Annotated in this window: 15 protein-coding genes; 8 read left to right on the top strand and 7 right to left on the bottom strand. The window is 71.3% G+C overall.

From position 1 onward, the window contains the following. Window positions 1–41: 41 nt before the first annotated feature. The 5 genes from ABXJ52_RS32730 to ABXJ52_RS32710 all read left to right on the top strand — a co-directional run bounded on the left by ABXJ52_RS32730 (window position 42) and on the right by ABXJ52_RS32710 (window position 5,464). Window positions 42–827, top strand: a complete 786-nt coding sequence (locus ABXJ52_RS32730) for an electron transfer flavoprotein subunit beta/FixA family protein (protein ID WP_367039323.1) — start codon at window positions 42–44, stop codon at window positions 825–827. A 60-nt stretch (window positions 828–887) separates the two neighbouring features. Continuing rightward, window positions 888–1,850: an electron transfer flavoprotein subunit alpha/FixB family protein gene (locus ABXJ52_RS32725; RefSeq protein ID WP_367047060.1), complete on the top strand. Its 963-nt coding sequence runs from the start codon at window positions 888–890 to the stop codon at window positions 1,848–1,850. An 88-nt stretch (window positions 1,851–1,938) separates the two neighbouring features. After that, complete coding sequence (locus ABXJ52_RS32720) at window positions 1,939–2,442, top strand: MarR family winged helix-turn-helix transcriptional regulator (protein WP_367047058.1); 504 nt, start codon at window positions 1,939–1,941, stop codon at window positions 2,440–2,442. A gap of 476 nt (window positions 2,443–2,918) precedes the next feature. Beyond that, complete coding sequence (locus ABXJ52_RS32715) at window positions 2,919–4,571, top strand: sigma-70 family RNA polymerase sigma factor (protein ID WP_367047056.1); 1,653 nt, start codon at window positions 2,919–2,921, stop codon at window positions 4,569–4,571. A 104-nt stretch (window positions 4,572–4,675) separates the two neighbouring features. After that, a complete protein-coding gene (locus ABXJ52_RS32710; RefSeq protein ID WP_367047054.1) occupies window positions 4,676–5,464 on the top strand; it encodes a VOC family protein in 789 nt (262 codons plus the stop codon). A gap of 32 nt (window positions 5,465–5,496) precedes the next feature. Here the strand turns inward: ABXJ52_RS32710 and ABXJ52_RS32705 are convergent, their stop codons facing one another. From ABXJ52_RS32705 to ABXJ52_RS32675, 7 genes are all read right to left on the bottom strand, one after another. Next, window positions 5,497–6,330, bottom strand: coding sequence for a DUF1206 domain-containing protein (locus tag ABXJ52_RS32705; RefSeq protein ID WP_367047052.1), 834 nt, complete (start codon window positions 6,328–6,330; stop codon window positions 5,497–5,499). A gap of 101 nt (window positions 6,331–6,431) precedes the next feature. Then, window positions 6,432–7,112 (bottom strand): hypothetical protein, encoded by a 681-nt coding sequence (locus tag ABXJ52_RS32700; RefSeq protein ID WP_367047050.1) that lies wholly within the window; start codon window positions 7,110–7,112, stop codon window positions 6,432–6,434. 43 nt (window positions 7,113–7,155) lie between these two features. Further along, a complete protein-coding gene (locus tag ABXJ52_RS32695; protein ID WP_367047049.1) occupies window positions 7,156–7,497 on the bottom strand; it encodes an N-acetyltransferase in 342 nt (113 codons plus the stop codon). 170 nt (window positions 7,498–7,667) lie between these two features. Next, window positions 7,668–8,468 carry an ABC transporter permease gene (locus ABXJ52_RS32690; RefSeq protein WP_367047047.1) on the bottom strand — a complete coding sequence of 267 codons (801 nt, stop codon included), beginning with the start codon at window positions 8,466–8,468 and terminating at the stop codon, window positions 7,668–7,670. Continuing rightward, window positions 8,465–9,424 (bottom strand): ATP-binding cassette domain-containing protein, encoded by a 960-nt coding sequence (locus ABXJ52_RS32685; protein WP_367047045.1) that lies wholly within the window; start codon window positions 9,422–9,424, stop codon window positions 8,465–8,467. Before ABXJ52_RS32685 ends, ABXJ52_RS32690 begins: the two co-directional genes overlap by 4 nt. 93 nt (window positions 9,425–9,517) lie before the next feature. After that, window positions 9,518–10,192, bottom strand: a complete 675-nt coding sequence (locus ABXJ52_RS32680) for a response regulator transcription factor (protein ID WP_367047043.1) — start codon at window positions 10,190–10,192, stop codon at window positions 9,518–9,520. After that, on the bottom strand, window positions 10,189–11,388 hold the full coding sequence (locus tag ABXJ52_RS32675; RefSeq protein ID WP_367047040.1) for a sensor histidine kinase: 1,200 nt from the start codon (window positions 11,386–11,388) through the stop codon (window positions 10,189–10,191). The genes ABXJ52_RS32680 and ABXJ52_RS32675 overlap by 4 nt, the downstream gene beginning before the upstream one ends. 212 nt (window positions 11,389–11,600) lie before the next feature. Between ABXJ52_RS32675 and ABXJ52_RS32670 the strand changes: the two genes are divergently transcribed. The 3 genes from ABXJ52_RS32670 to ABXJ52_RS32660 all read left to right on the top strand — a co-directional run bounded on the left by ABXJ52_RS32670 (window position 11,601) and on the right by ABXJ52_RS32660 (window position 14,610). After that, on the top strand, window positions 11,601–11,984 hold the full coding sequence (locus tag ABXJ52_RS32670) for a winged helix-turn-helix domain-containing protein (protein WP_367047038.1): 384 nt from the start codon (window positions 11,601–11,603) through the stop codon (window positions 11,982–11,984). Next, the gene (locus tag ABXJ52_RS32665) at window positions 11,981–12,295 is read left to right on the top strand and encodes a hypothetical protein (RefSeq protein WP_367047036.1); all 315 of its coding nucleotides are present in this window, start codon (window positions 11,981–11,983) and stop codon (window positions 12,293–12,295) included. The genes ABXJ52_RS32670 and ABXJ52_RS32665 overlap by 4 nt, the downstream gene beginning before the upstream one ends. Window positions 12,296–12,504: 209 nt before the next feature. Further along, window positions 12,505–14,610 (top strand): MMPL family transporter, encoded by a 2,106-nt coding sequence (locus ABXJ52_RS32660; RefSeq protein WP_367047034.1) that lies wholly within the window; start codon window positions 12,505–12,507, stop codon window positions 14,608–14,610. Window positions 14,611–14,618 lie beyond the last annotated feature (8 nt).

Here is a 14,618-nt window from a genome sequence, read left to right as displayed (position 1 = left end):
TACCGTCGCCATAACGAACCACACCAGGTAGGAGAGCCGGCGTGAGCTTGAGGATCGTTGTCACCGTGAAGTACGTGCCTGACGCCACCGGCGACCGGCACTTCGCCGATGACCTGACCGTCGATCGTGATGACGTGGACGGCCTGCTGTCGGAGCTCGACGAGTACGCGGTCGAGCAGGCGCTGCAGATCGCCGACGAGGCGGACGACGCGGAGATCACCGTGCTGACCGTCGGCCCCGAGGATGCCAAGGACGCGTTGCGCAAGGCGCTGTCGATGGGCGCGGACAAGGCGATCCACGTCGAGGACGACGACCTGCACGGCACGGACGCGCTGGGTACGTCGCTCGTCCTGGCGAAGGCGATCGAGAAGGCCGGCTATGACCTGGTGATCTCGGGCATGGCGTCCACGGACGGGACGATGGGTGTGGTGCCGGCGCTGCTGGCCGAGCGTCTTGGTGTGCCGCAGGTGACGCTGCTGTCCGAGGTGTCGGTCGCGGATGGTGTGGTCAAGGGCCGCCGGGACGGCGATGCCGCCTCCGAGCAGCTGGAGGCCTCGCTGCCGGCGGTGGTGTCGGTGACCGACCAGTCGGGCGAGGCGCGTTACCCCTCGTTCAAGGGGATCATGGCGGCGAAGAAGAAGCCGGTGCAGGCCTGGGACCTCTCGGATCTGGATCTGGAGGCCGAGCAGGTGGGCCTGGAGGGTGCCTGGACGAAGGTCGAGTCGGCCACCGAGCGTCCCGCGCGCAGCGCGGGCACGATCGTCAAGGACGAGGGCGAGGGCGGCAAGCAGCTCGCTGAGTTCCTCGCGGGCCAGAAGTTCATCTGAGCTTCAGCCACCCCCGAAAATCCGCCCCACTTCTTCGTAACCGCAGGAGATTGAAGTCCCATGGCTGAAGTTCTCGTCTATGTCGACCACGTGGACGGTGCCGTCCGCAAGCCCACCCTGGAGCTGTTGACGCTGGCCCGCCGGATCGGTGACCCGGTCGCCGTCGCGCTGGGCAACGGCGCCGGCGACACCGCCGCCGCGCTGGCCGAGCACGGCGCGGTCAAGGTCCTCACCAACGACGCCGCCGAGCTCGCCGACTACCTGGTCGTGCCGAAGGTCGACGCGCTGCAGGCCGCCTACGACGCGGTGTCCCCGGCCGCCGTGCTGGTGCCCTCCTCCGCCGAGGGCAAGGAGATCGCGGCGCGTCTGGCGCTGCGGGTCAAGGGCGGCATCATCACCGACGCCGTCGACCTGGAGGCCGACGGTGAGGGTGTGGTGGCCACGCAGTCCGCGTTCGCCGCCTCCTACACCACCAAGTCCCGGGTCTCCACCGGCACCCCGGTCGTCACGGTCAAGCCGAACTCGGCCCCCGTGGAGGCCGCCCCGGCAGCGGGCGCCGTCGAGGCCCTTGAGGTGTCCTTCTCGGAGCAGGCCACCGGCACCAAGGTCGTCTCGCGTACGCCGCGTGAGTCGACCGGGCGTCCGGAGCTGACCGAGGCCGCGATCGTGGTCTCCGGCGGGCGCGGGGTGAACGGGGCGGACAACTTCCACCTCATCGAGTCCCTCGCCGACTCGCTCGGTGCCGCGGTCGGCGCCTCGCGCGCGGCGGTGGACGCGGGCTGGTACCCGCACTCCAACCAGGTCGGCCAGACCGGTAAGTCCGTCTCCCCGCAGCTGTACATCGCCTCGGGTATCTCGGGTGCGATCCAGCACCGGGCGGGCATGCAGACCTCCAAGACGATCGTGGCGATCAACAAGGACGCCGAGGCCCCGATCTTCGACCTGGTCGACTACGGCGTGGTCGGCGACCTCTTCGACGTCGTCCCCGCCCTCACCGAAGAGGTCAACACCCGCAAGGGCTGACCTCGTTCGCACCGCAGCCCGGCCGCGCGATCTCACCGCCGCCGGGCTGCGCCGCGTGCGGCCACGACGTCGCGATAACCTCGCGATCATGAACCCGTCGAACAACGGCACCGGTCGGACCACCACCGACCAGGCGCCGGCCGACCCTGCCGCCAGCGACGACATGCTCGCCGGCCAGCCCATCGGCTACTGGAGCGGCCTGGCCCACGACACGGTGACCCGGCATCTGCGTGACACACTGGCCCGGATCGACGTGACGCAGCCGCAGTACTGGGTGCTCAATCGGGTCAACGGCGGTGCCGCCTCGCCGAGTTGCGAGGAAGTTGTCAGCCAGCTGGCCCCGCTCGCCGAGGGGCCGTACGACATCGCGCGCGTCGTCGACCAGTTGCTGCACCGGGGTTGGCTGGAGGTCGACGACCGGAAGTGCCTGCACCTCACCGACGCAGGCGAGGCGGCCAGGGTCCGGCTGCGCGAGGTGATGACCGAGTTGCGCGCCGTGGTTCACGAGGGCATCAGCGACGAGGAATATGTGGCGGCGCTGAAGGTGCTGCGCGCGATGATCCGCAACGTCCAGGCTGCTTCCGCCTCCTGACAGCCCCTCATCCAAGCGGCGCAGGGCCGAGGCCGAGGTCGTCGAGGTGGCGTGCGACCGGGCCCAAGGCAAGCAGGTCGCGTGGCGGGTCCGGAAGTAGGCGCAGTGCCTTCGCGGCCTCGTCGCGGTGGCCTTGGGACAGCAGCACGAAGGGGCGGGCCCAGGGTTCGCAGGGTCCCCGGTCAGTGTTCGCGCCGCGACAGTCGTTCTCGGCCAGGCCTTCGTCGCCTCGTGCGGCTGGAGTGCCTGCCAGGGGCGTGAGCCACTGGTCGGCATTCAGCCCCGCCGACCATGCGGAACCGGCCGATGTCCGATATGCCGGTAAGGAAGCCATGCGTTCCGGCGGCGGCCGGTGCGTATGCTCACCGACTCGAACCGAAATTCCGTTCGCGGTTTTCTGTTATCTCCGAACGCTCACGCGATCTCCCAGGTGTAAGGCCAGAACGTGCCGACGAAGAAAGCGAGTGAGGCATTCCATGATCGGTGAACACGATCCTCTGGTGACGGCGGCGCAGACCGGGGACCAGCACGCGCAGGACGAGCTGGTGGCCGGGTATCTGCCGCTGGTCTACAACATCGTCGGGCGGGCGCTCGACGGCCATGCCGATGTCGACGACGTCGTGCAGGAGACCATGCTGCGGGCGCTGGCGGGCCTGGCGTCGCTCCGTGACCCGGCGAGCTTCCGGTCCTGGCTCGTGGCCATCGCCATGAACGAGATCCGCAGGCACTGGCAGCAGCGCGCGTCCGGACAGAAGAGCCCGAGCCCGCTGCACGAGGCACACGACGTCGCGGATCCGGGCGCCGACTTCGTCGACCTGACGATCATCCGGCTCGGCCTGGTGGGCCAGCGCCGGGAGGTTGCCGAAGCCACCCGGTGGCTGGACACCGACGACCGCGCGCTCCTGTCGCTGTGGTGGCTCGAGGTCTCCGGCGAGCTCACCCGGCCGGAGGTCGCCGCCGCCCTTGAGCTGCCGACACAGCACGCCACGGTCCGCGTACAGCGGATGAAGACGCAGCTGGAGACGGCCAGGATCGTGGTCCGCGCACTGGCCGCCGCGCCCCGGTGCGCGTACCTGAGCGACGTCGTGGCCCCCTGGGACGGCACTCCGTCCGCCCTCTGGCGCAAGCGCCTGGCCCGGCATGTCCGTGACTGCGCGATGTGCTCGGGCCACGGCGCGGGTCTCGTGCTCGCCGAGCGCCTGCTGGTGGGCCTCGCCCTGGTGCCGGTGTCCGCCGCCCTGGCGGCCCCCGGCGCGATCCGCGCGGCGAGCGCGGCCGACGTACACCACCTGGCGGCCGACCCCCACCATCTGTCGGCCGGCTCACCGCACATGCCGGCCGACGCGCATCCCACAGCGGCCGACACGTACGAGATAGCCGGCTCCCGGAGTGCTCCGGCGAGACATGCCGCCAAGCGCCACCGGATGCCGCGCAAGGGCCGGACGGTGGCCGCGGGCGTCGCCGTGGTCGTCGTCGCGACCGGGGTCATCTACTCGGCCACGCGCCCCTCGGACGACGAGAAGACGGAAGCGCAGCCGCTGACCGCCTCGCAGCCGCCCACCCCCGCGGCCCCCTCCCCCACGGCCTCCGAGCCGAGCAAGACCCCCTCCGCCTCCCCCAGCAAGACACGCAAGCCGTCCCCAAAGCCCACGCCGTCGAAGACCAGGACGCCGAAGCCGAAGGCGCCCACGAAGCCCGAGCCCACCCGCACCAGCAGCGCACCCCAGGCTCCGCAGGCCCCGGCCGGCAACTCGTACAGCCAGGAGGTCACCCGGCTCGCCAACGCCGAGCGGGCCAAGAGCGGCTGCGGACCGCTGACCCTGAACAGCAAGCTGGGCGACGCGGCGCAGGGCCACTCCGACGACATGGCCGAGCGCGACTTCTTCGACCACACGAACCCCGACGGTGAGGACCCCGGCGACCGGGTCACCGCGGCGGGCTACAAGTGGAGCACCTACGGCGAGAACATCGCGGCCGGCCAGCGCACCCCGTCCGCCGTGATGGACTCCTGGATGAAGAGCTCCGGCCACCGGGCCAACATCCTCAACTGCTCCTTCAAGGAGATCGGCATCGGATACCGGCAGGGCAGCGGTGGCCCCTGGTGGACGCAGAACTTCGGCGCGCGGTGACCCGGGCCCGTGGGGCCTGCGGATGCGGGATTCGACGGGCGCGGGCGCGTTCGTTCGAATAGCGTGAAATCCACAGGAAACCGCCGGAACTGGAGGCCCTCGCGATGGCTGCGTACCCGGAAGGCACGCCCTGCTGGGCGGACGCGATATTCCCCGACGTGGAGGCCGCGAAAAGCTTCTACGGCGAAGTGCTCGGCTGGACGTTCGACGCCGGCTCGGAAGAGTACGGCGGCTACACCCAGGCGCGCTCGGACGGCAAGGCCGTGGCCGCCGTCATGCCGCAGACGCAGGGCATGGACGGGCCCCCGGCCTGGAACCTCTACTTCGCGACGCCGGACGCCGCCGCGACAGCCGCGAAGATCCGTGACAACGGCGGAATCCTCGCCATGGAGCCGATGGAGCTCGGCGATTTCGGCACCATGGCCACGGCCCAGGAGCCCAGCGGCGCGTACTTCAGCGTCTGGCAGCCGGGCACCCACCAGGGCTTCGAGAAGATCGGCGAGGCGGGCGCCTACTGCTGGGCGGAGCTCACCACACGGGACCCGGCGGCGACGGACGCGTTCCTTCCCTCGGTCTTTCCCTACACGTCGAAGAGGATGGACGTCGACGACGCCGACTTCAGCGTCTTCGAGGTCGGCGGTGAGACGGTCCTCGGCCGCCTCAAGATGACCGAGGAGTTCCCGCCGGACGTGCCGCCGTTCGTCAACGTGCACTTCGCCGTGGAGAACTGTGACGCCGCGATCGCCACCGTCACCAAACTCGGCGGCCAGCTGCTCTTCGGCCCGATGGACAGCCCCTTCGGTCGCTTCGCCACGGTTGCCGACCAGCAGGGCGCCACCTTCAGCATCATCGACCTGACGACCACGGATGGCGAGATGCCCACGTTCTCCTAGAGCGCCCGAAGCCGCTCACAGAACGCACGGGTTCACAGCCTCCGCCAGCGCGCGGAGGCGAAGGAGAAGACGCCGAAGAGAATGAGCCCCGCCGCGACAGCGGCCAGCAGCCAGGGCCCCGCGGGGGTGTGCGCGAAGCTGCGGAGCGTCGCGTCCACGCCCTTGGCCTCGTCGGGGTCGAACTGGACGGCCGCCGTCACGATGAAGATGCCGGCCGCCGCGAACACGGCGCCGCGTGCGACACCGCCGGTCACGCCCAGGGCCGTGACGACCTGGCGCGAGCGGCCCTTGAGGGAGCCGAGGTCCAGCTGCCGCAGGAAGCGGCGCATCATCGCCCGCACGGCGAGCACCATCCCGACGCCGATGAGCACGCAGCCCCCGGCGCCCACCAGGTAACGGCCGTAGGGAAGTTCCAGCGCGGTCTTCGTCCAGTCCTGCGACTTGGCGTCACCGCTGGAACCCTTGCGCTGCCCGGCGGCGTACACGGCGGTCGCCCAGCAGACGACGCCGTAGAAGACGGCCCTGCCGCCGTCGAGGGCCCGCGACGGCGCCTTCCGTCGCGGCCCGTGGCGCCCCACCGCGCGAGCGCCCCGCCACAGCGCCATGCAGCCGAATCCGACGACCAGCGCCCACAGCATCTCCTCGCCGAAGGGCTGCTGGGCGACCTGGGCCAACGCACCTTCCCTGTCGGCCTGTTCACCGCCGCCGCCGAGGGCGATCTGAAGGGCAAGCACACCGATGAGGACGTAGACGACACCGCGTGCGACGAAGCCCGCGCGGCCCGCCGCCGTCAGCGATTCCCTCTCCGCCGAGCGGCGGGCGGCCTTCTTGCTCCGGCCGCGCATGTGCAATCGAGACAGCGTCATCGTGTCCTCCCCAGAAACGTGGGCGCGCCGTACACGCCCGGTCTCCGAGTGCCCGCGTCAGTGCCCGGCCATGCCTGACGGCCCTTCGTGTCCCGGGGCCGTCAGATGAGGTCGGAGAGCACGAAGCCCGCGATCAACAGTCCGAAGCTCGTCGGCGCGAACACGAGGAGCGACAGGAAGGGGACCCACCCGATGAGCCCGTCGGGGATGGTGCGGCCCGGCTTGAGGCGGCCTTGCGGGCGGCTGACCTCCGTACGCAGGTCGAGGCGTTCGGCGGCCCGGTTCGATACGACCACGCCCGCGCCCGGCGGCCTGGTGCGCAGGGCCCTGCGCACCAGGGCGTCGACCGTCGCGTCACCGCCCGCGAGCTTGTGGACGATGAGCCGCACTCCGTGCGCGTCGGTGAGGATCAGCCGGTCGTCGGTGCGGGCCTGACCCGGCACCTCGAGGCGGCCGACCTTGGTGAGCCGGGAGAGGTCGATGGTGCGCCGCCCGGTCAGCGTGCGGGCGGACAGCAGGTCGTCGCCGTGCGGGCGGGCGTGCCATCCCATGCAGGAATAGGCCGCCACCAGAGCGCTGACGCCGAGCGAGACGAGGTTGAGGAAGAGGTAGCCGTCGTCGATCAGCCGTGCCCGTATCAGCAGCGCGGGCACGAGGAGCATCAGGGGCGGGGACAGCAGGACGACGAGGTCGGCGACGCGTCGGGCGGTCCGCCCCTGTCCGGCGGTCACCCCCGCGTGCCCGGCGGAGTCAGGGGTGTTGCCACGCGTGTTGATCGTCACGTGGGCGACGCTATCGCGTGCGGTTCGCCGGTCGCACAGCGCCTCAGAGCAGCGCCCCGCCGGGCCCGAGCCCCCGTGGCGGGACGGTGATGTGAGGGCACTCCACGGCTCCCTGCACAAGTTCGAGGCCGGTCTCCTCCGCCATCGCCGCGAAGAACTTCCGGCCGTCGGCGGACTGCCGTGACGTGGTCCATGTGTAGGCGGGCCAGGGGTCCGTCGCGCGGTGGAGAGCCTCGCGCCCCAGGCCCATGCCCTGCCAATGGCCCGCGATCGCGATGGTGTTTACGTGGGCGACGCCGCAGGGATGGCACACCTGGTAGTCGAGGTGCCCGATGTGCCGCCCGCCACCGTCGAGGAGCGTGATGACGTGGCGGCCCGCCGGCACCGTCGCCGGAGCGCATCGGTAAGTGACAGCCTGCGGGCAGGGAGGGGGCCGTCTTCGGAAAGACATTGCGAGCACATTAGCCATAGGTGTGGACCCCCGTATATCCCTGTACCGGGTGGCTTTTCATGCCAGGGGGCGCACATCGGGCGTACGGCCGCGGCCGTCTCCCCTCATGCGTCCCTCAGGCGCAGGCGCCGCCAGGCCGTCACCAGGAGCAGCAGGGTGTACGCGGCGACGACGCCGAGGGAGGGCCAGGCACCGAGACTGCCGACCGTCTCCGCGCTCGCGTCCGAGGTCTGCGTGAGCTTTTCCAGGGCGGCCGTCGGTGTCGCCCCCGCGACCCAGCGCCGGAGGTCACCGAGCAGCGGGCCGAACAGGGACGGCAGCAGCAGGACACCGACCACCGTGACGACGGCCCCTGCCGTGTGCTTCAGGAGGGCGCCGACCGCGAGGCCGAGAAGTCCGACGAGCGCGAAGAGCCCCGCGATGCCGAACAGCGCGGGCAGCGGCTCCCCTTGGGCGTACCTGCCGTCCTCAAGGACCGCGCCGCCGAGCAGATAGGCCACCGTGCAGGAGACGAGTCCGGTCACGTACAGCAGGCAGACCAGCAGCGTCGCCTTCGCGGCGAGCACGCGGCCGCGGCGCGGTACGGCGGTGAGGGTGGCGGTGATGGTGCCGCTCGCGTATTCGCCGCACACGGTCAGCGTGCCCACCGTGCCGGCGACCATCAGCGAGACGACGCTGAGGGTGAGGCTGCCGCCGAGCACCGTGTCGTCGGGCTGGAGGCTGCCGCTCAGGCCGACGAACACCGCGCCGACGACGGTCAGCAGACCGGTCGTCAGGAGTGTCCACCGGGTGGAGCGCAGGGAGGTGAACTTGGTCCACTCGAAGGCCAGGGCTTCACGGAAGCCGGGAACGGCCGGGTCCCCGGTCGGGGTCTTGGTCGGGCTCTTGGTCGCTGTCGTCGTCATCGGACCGGCTCCTTCGCCTCGGGCGTCCCGGCTTCGTACGGTGTGGTAGACGTGCCCCGGTACTCCACCGAGGTCCGCGTCATGTCGGTGTAGATCTCCTCCAAGGTGGAGAAGGCCGGGGTGAGTTCATGAATGGCCAGGCCTTGCGTGCGGGCCAGCTCGCCGATCTCGGCGGGCCGCAGGCCGGCCACCCGCCAGCCGCCGCGCGCGTCCAGGCGCACGGACGCGCCCGCCGTCTCCAGCAGGGCCCGCATCCGCTGCGCCTCGGAGTCGGGCGTCCGCAGCAGGGTGGTGCCCTGGGAGTTGGTCTCGATGAAGTCGCGCATGTCCGTGTCCGCGAGGAGCCGGCCGCGGCCGATCACGATCAGGTGGTCGGCGGTCAGTTCCATCTCGCTCATGAGGTGGCTGGAGAGGAACACCGTCCTGCCGTCCAGGGCAAGGGACTTGAGCAGGTCGCGGATCCAGCGGATGCCCTCGGTGTCCAGGCCGTTGACCGGCTCGTCGAGGATCAGTACCCCGGGGTCGCCGAGCAGCGCGGCCGCGATGCCCAGGCGCTGGCCCATGCCCAGCGAGAGCCCCTTCGCCCGGCGGCCGGCCACGCTCGTGAGGCCCACCGCGTCGAGGACCTCGTCGACCCGGCTGCCGCCGATGCCGTTGCTGCGGGCCAGGCCGACGAGGTGCTGTCGCGCGGTGCGTCCGCCGTGCACCGCCCTGGCGTCCAGGAGCGAACCGACCTCCCGCAGCGGCGCCGTGAGGCGGTCGTAGCGCCGTCCGTCGATGGTGACCGTGCCGCCGCTCGGCGCGTCCAGGCCGAGGATCATGCGCATGGTGGTCGACTTTCCGGCGCCGTTCGGGCCGAGGAAGCCGGTCACGCGGCCGGGGCGGACGGTGAAGGTGAGCCGGTCCACGGCCGTCTCGCGGCCGAACCGTTTGGTGAGTTCCCGTGCTTCGATCATGCCGTCGACGCTACGGAGAGCGTGCGCCCCGGACATCTGCCGCCGGGAGTCGGTGACTACTCCACCGGGAGTAGCGGGCCGGCGGGCGCCGGGTCAGCTCTCGCCGGCGCGCACCAGGCCCGTCTCGTACGCGAGCACGACCAGCTGCGCCCTGTCCCGCGCCCCGAGCTTGGTCATCGCCCGGCTGACGTGCGTCTTCGCGGTGAGCGGCGACATGAGGAGGCGGGCGCCGATCTCGTCGTTCGCCAGGCCGCGGCCGACCAGGGTGAGCACCTCGCGCTCCCGGTCGGTCAGCGGATCGAGGCGCCGCAGCGCCTCGGCCTCGGGTGCCTTGAGCCGCGCGAACTCCTCGATGACCCGGCGGGTGACCGCCGGCGCCAGGAGGCTCTGCCCGGCGGCGACGGTACGGATCGCGGTGCGCAGGTCGTCCGGTTCGATGTCCTTGAGCAGGAAGCCCGCGGCTCCCGCGCGCAGCGCCTCGAAGACGTACTCGTCGGCTTCGAAGGTGGTCAGGACCAGGACGCGTACGGCGTCGAGGGTGCGGTCGGCGACGATGCGGCGCGTGGCTTCGAGGCCGTCGGCGCGCGGCATGCGGATGTCCATCAGGACCACGTCGGGGCGAGTGGTGCGGGTCAGTTCCACCGCCGCGACGCCGTCCGCCGCCTCACCGACCACGACCAGGTCGCCGGTGAGGTCGAGCAAGGCGCGGAAACCGGCGCGTACGACGGTCTGGTCGTCGGCGAGCAGCACTCTGATCCGGTCGTTCACACCGCTCCCCCTGCGACGGGCGGCATGCCGCCTTCGACGGGCAGCGTGCCACGCACCCGCCACCCGCCGCCTCGCAGCGGGCCCGCTTCGACACCGCCGCCCATCGCGGTGGCCCGCTCCCGCATGCCGATCAGGCCGTACCCCTCGCCCGCGCCCCCGGAGGTGCCGGGTCCGTCGTCCGTGATCTCCACGGCGAGGCACTCGCCCGTCACGGCGACCGACACCGCCACGTGCCGGGCGCTCGCGTGCTTGATCACGTTGGTCAGTGCCTCCTGGACGATGCGGTACGCCGCCAACTCCACCAGCCGCGGCAGCTCACGGCCACCCGTGTCGGCGTGCAGCGAAACCCGAAGTCCGGCGCCGCGCGCCGTTTCCACCAGTTCGTCGAGCTGCGCGAGGCGGGGCGCCGGGTCGACGGAGGCCGTGTGCCGTCCCTCGCGCAGCACGCCCACCGTGGCCCGCAGTTCGCGTACCGCCTCCTTGCCGGACGTCCGTACCTGCCGCATCGCCGTCCGGGCCACCTCGGGTCTGCTGTCGAGCGCGTCCAGGGCGAGGCCCGCCTGCACGGTCATCGCCGACACGGTGTGGGCGATGACATCGTGCAGTTCGCGTGCGACGCGCACCCTCTCCTGGTCGACCTTGCGCCGGGCCTCGCGCTCCCGGTCGGCCTCCGCGCGCTCGGCCCGGTCGGCGTACTCCTTCAGCAACTCCCGCCGTCCGCGCACCACTTCGCCGAGGAGCAGTGGAACGAGAGGCCAGAGCATCTCAAGGAGAGGGGCGCCCTGGGGCTGCGCCACGTCTTTGCCCGCGACGACCGAGACCGCCCCCGAGACGAGGGCGGCGACCCCGGCGGTACGCAGCGTGCGGCGCCGGTTCCCCTCCACGGCGAGGGCGTACAGCGCGACCATCACCGGCAGGTTGAGCAGCTCCCCGATGTGCCCGTGGAGCGCCCAGCCGGCGCAGGCCGCACCGGTGACGACGGTGACGGCGACCGGCCACCTGCTGCGTACCAGGAGCGCCGCGACGGACACGGCGAACAGCGTCCACGTCAGCCAGTCGGCCTGCCGGTGTCCGGGACCGTTGACCGCCGCGTCCAGGCCCGTGAGGAGCCCGACGACCGCGGCCACGGCGACGTCCGTGAGCTGCGGAGGCCAAGGCCGCCGGATGCGCCCCGGCGACATGCGGGAGGTGGTCACGGAACTCACGATAGGAGCCGCGCGCGCGGGGCGCGTACGACAGCGGGAGTACGGGAGCACTCGTGAGGCGGCCCCGGTGAGGAACCCTGAGACGAACCCTGAGGTCTCCCCCAGCCGCGTCCCCCATCTAACCCTGAGATGTGTCAGGAATCTTTGACGGGTAGCGGCGCCTCATGTCAGCTTTTCTTGACAGGCACGAAAGAGAGGCCGCGATGGCCGAGGTCCCGAGCCCGGAACCGACGGGCGACGAGCTGCTGAAGGCACTCAGCGCGCTGGGCAATCCGCACCGCATGCGGATCGTCGCCGCGCTCACCGAGCGCCGGAACTACGTCAGCGCTCTCGCCCGCGAGATCGGCATGGGCCGCCCACTGCTGCACATGCACCTGAAACTGCTGGAGGCCGCCGGTCTCGTCACCGGGTCACTGGAGGTCTCCGAGGACGGCAAGTCCATGAAGTACTTCGAAGTGGCGCCGTTCGTCTACGAGTTGACACCGCAGCTGTTCGTCAGGGCGGCGCGGACCCTCTCCGAGACCCGCCCCAAGCAGACCGCGGAGGCCACGAGTTCCGCGAGACCCACGAAAGAGGAAGCGAAGTGAACGGACAACTGGTGACGCTGGCGGACGGAGGTGACGCCGTGAGCGCATGGGTCGGGGGCGTCGGCGCGGCCGGCTTCTTCCTTCTGCTGATCGTGATCGTGTGGCAGGTCGCCGCCACCTGGCGGGCCCGGATGCTCGCCGCCAGGGAGGAGCAGTACAGGGCGCTTGCCTCGAAGTACGCCCAGCTGCTCGAGGACAACGTGGAACTGCACCGGCGCTCCGTCGAGGAGATGAGGCAGACGCGGGAGGAGCTGGAGCGGACCCGCCACTCCGTCAGCTCCATGGAGAAGATGATGCGCGAGATCGAGTAGTAGCGGACGGCGGCCGCGTGCGGGCACGGCCGGGAGCGGCAACTCCCGGCCGTGCGAGAGCGGCACACGCCCCGGGCCTCGACGGCCCGGCCTCACACACACCCCTACGCCACGGCAGGTCATCACACCTACGGCGCCGTGGTGCGGGCCCCGTGCGCCCTGTGCCGGTCACCGACCGGCGGCGCGCTCCACACAGAAGGAGACTACCCATGCGTCCACTGCTCCGGCGCGCCGCCGCCGTGCCATCGGGCCGGCGCTCCAAATGGCTGGTGCTCGCCGCCTGGCTGATCCTCGCGATGGCCCTCGGCCCGCTGGCCGGGAAGCTCGGTGACGTCGAGGACACCAGCGCCAACGCCTTCCTGCCGCGCGGTGCCGAATCCGCCCGGGTCAACACGGAGCTGGGGAAGTTCCGCGACGACACCGTGATGCCGGCCGTCGTCGTGTACACCGGTCAGGGCAAGGCCGAGCAGGCGGCCGCCGCCGACCGGGCCGCTTTCGCCCGGTTCGCCGCCGACGGAGAGCAGATCTCGCGGCCGGTGCCCTCGGACGACGGCAGGGCCCAGCTCGTGACGGTCCCGATGTCCGCCGATGACGACGGCCTGACCGACAAGGTCGACAAGCTGCGCGAGATCGCCGGCGCCAACGCCCCGCCGGGCGTCGACGTCGAGGTCGGCGGGCCCGCGGCCTCGCTGACCGACCAAGTCGCCGTCTTCGACACACTGGACTCGACGTTGATGATCGCCACCGGCATCGTCGTCGCCGTGCTGCTCCTGATCACGTACCGCAGCCCTCTCCTGTGGCTGTTCCCGCTGATCTCGGTCGGCTTCGCCGCCGTCCTCACCCAGGTCTGCACCTATCTCCTCGCCAAGTACGCGGACCTGCCCGTGGACCCGCAGAGCGCGGGTGTCCTGATGGTGCTCGTCTTCGGCGTCGGCACCGACTACGCCCTGCTCCTCATCGCCCGATACCGCGAGGAGCTGCACCGCCAGGAGGACCGGCACACGGCGATGCGGACCGCGTTGCGACGCTCGGGGCCCGCGATCCTCGCGTCGGCGGGGACCATCGCGGTCGGCCTGGCCTGCCTGGCGTTCGCCGACGTGAACTCCTCGCGCTCCCTCGGTCTCGTCGGCGCCGTCGGCGTGGTCTGCGCGTTCCTCGCGATGGTCACGGTCCTGCCGGCGCTGCTGGTCGTCGCGGGCCGCTGGGTGTTCTGGCCGTTCGTGCCGAAGCACGGCACGCCCGCGCGCGGGGAACGCACGGTCTGGTCACGCATCGGCGCCGCCGTCGCACGGCGTCCCCGCTGGTCGTGGATGATGTCCGTCGCCGTCACCGGCGTTCTCGCGCTCAGCGCCTTCGGCATCAACATGGGTCTCACGCAGTCCGAGATGTTCCAGGACAAGCCCGAGTCGGTCACCGCCCAGGAGAAGATCTCCGCCCACTATCCGTCGGGCGCCTCCGACCCCGCGAAGATCGTCACGAACACCGGGCAGGCCGCGCAGGTCCGTGCGGCCGCGTCCGGGGCCGAGGGAGTCGCCCGGGTCGAGAGCGGGAGCCGTTCCCCTGACGGCGAACTGACGCAACTCACGGTGGTGTTGGAGGGGCTCCCGGACAGTGAGTCGGCCAAGGACGCGGTCGACGGGCTCCGGGACGCCGTGCACGAGGTCGACGAGGCCGGCGCCCTGGTCGGCGGCACCACGGCGCAGACCCTGGACACCCAGCGCGCCGCCGACCGCGATCTGCGCACCGTCATCCCGATCGTCCTGCTGGTCGTCCTCGGCGTGCTGGTCTGGCTGCTGCGGTCGCTCGTCGCGCCGCTCCTCCTCCTGGCGACGGTGGTCCTCTCCTTCTTCGCCGCTCTTGGCGCATCCAACGTGCTCTTCGAAAGTGTGCTCGGCTTCGCGGGCGTGGACTGGTCGATTCCCTTGATGGGCTTCGTCTTCCTGGTCGCGCTCGGCATCGACTACAACATCTTCCTGATGCACCGCGTCAAGGAGGAGGCCGCCCGCCTGGGCCACACCCGTGGCATCCTGGAGGGCCTGACCAGCACGGGCGGCGTGATCACCTCGGCGGGCGTCGTGCTGGCCGCGACGTTCGCGGTCTTCGCGGGGCTGCCGCTGGTGACGATGGCACAGATGGGTGTGCTGGTCGGCATCGGTGTCCTGCTCGACACCTTCCTCGTCCGCACGGTCCTGGTGCCGGCCATCGCCCTGGACCTGGGCCACCGGTTCTGGTGGCCGGGTCGCCTCTTCCGCACCCTGCACCGGGCCGAGCACACCGCGGCCGCCGTACCGGCCCCGGCACGAGAACCTGTCTGAGCCCCGTC

Origin of the sequence: Streptomyces sp. Je 1-332 (assembly GCF_040730185.1) — a bacterium.
GTDB lineage: Bacteria > Actinomycetota > Actinomycetes > Streptomycetales > Streptomycetaceae > Streptomyces.
This window is presented reverse-complemented; position numbering and strand designations above follow the sequence as displayed.

Coding starts and splice junctions, on each gene's coding strand:
- ABXJ52_RS32725 (WP_367047060.1), top strand. CDS start 888: ATGGCTGAAGTTCTCGTCTATGTCGACCACGTGGACGGTGCCGTCCGC.
- ABXJ52_RS32715 (WP_367047056.1), top strand. CDS start 2,919: ATGATCGGTGAACACGATCCTCTGGTGACGGCGGCGCAGACCGGGGAC.
- ABXJ52_RS32720 (WP_367047058.1), top strand. CDS start 1,939: ATGAACCCGTCGAACAACGGCACCGGTCGGACCACCACCGACCAGGCG.
- ABXJ52_RS32685 (WP_367047045.1), bottom strand. CDS start 9,424: ATGATCGAAGCACGGGAACTCACCAAACGGTTCGGCCGCGAGACGGCC.
- ABXJ52_RS32660 (WP_367047034.1), top strand. CDS start 12,505: ATGCGTCCACTGCTCCGGCGCGCCGCCGCCGTGCCATCGGGCCGGCGC.
- ABXJ52_RS32690 (WP_367047047.1), bottom strand. CDS start 8,468: ATGACGACGACAGCGACCAAGAGCCCGACCAAGACCCCGACCGGGGAC.
- ABXJ52_RS32705 (WP_367047052.1), bottom strand. CDS start 6,330: ATGACGCTGTCTCGATTGCACATGCGCGGCCGGAGCAAGAAGGCCGCC.
- ABXJ52_RS32670 (WP_367047038.1), top strand. CDS start 11,601: ATGGCCGAGGTCCCGAGCCCGGAACCGACGGGCGACGAGCTGCTGAAG.
- ABXJ52_RS32710 (WP_367047054.1), top strand. CDS start 4,676: ATGGCTGCGTACCCGGAAGGCACGCCCTGCTGGGCGGACGCGATATTC.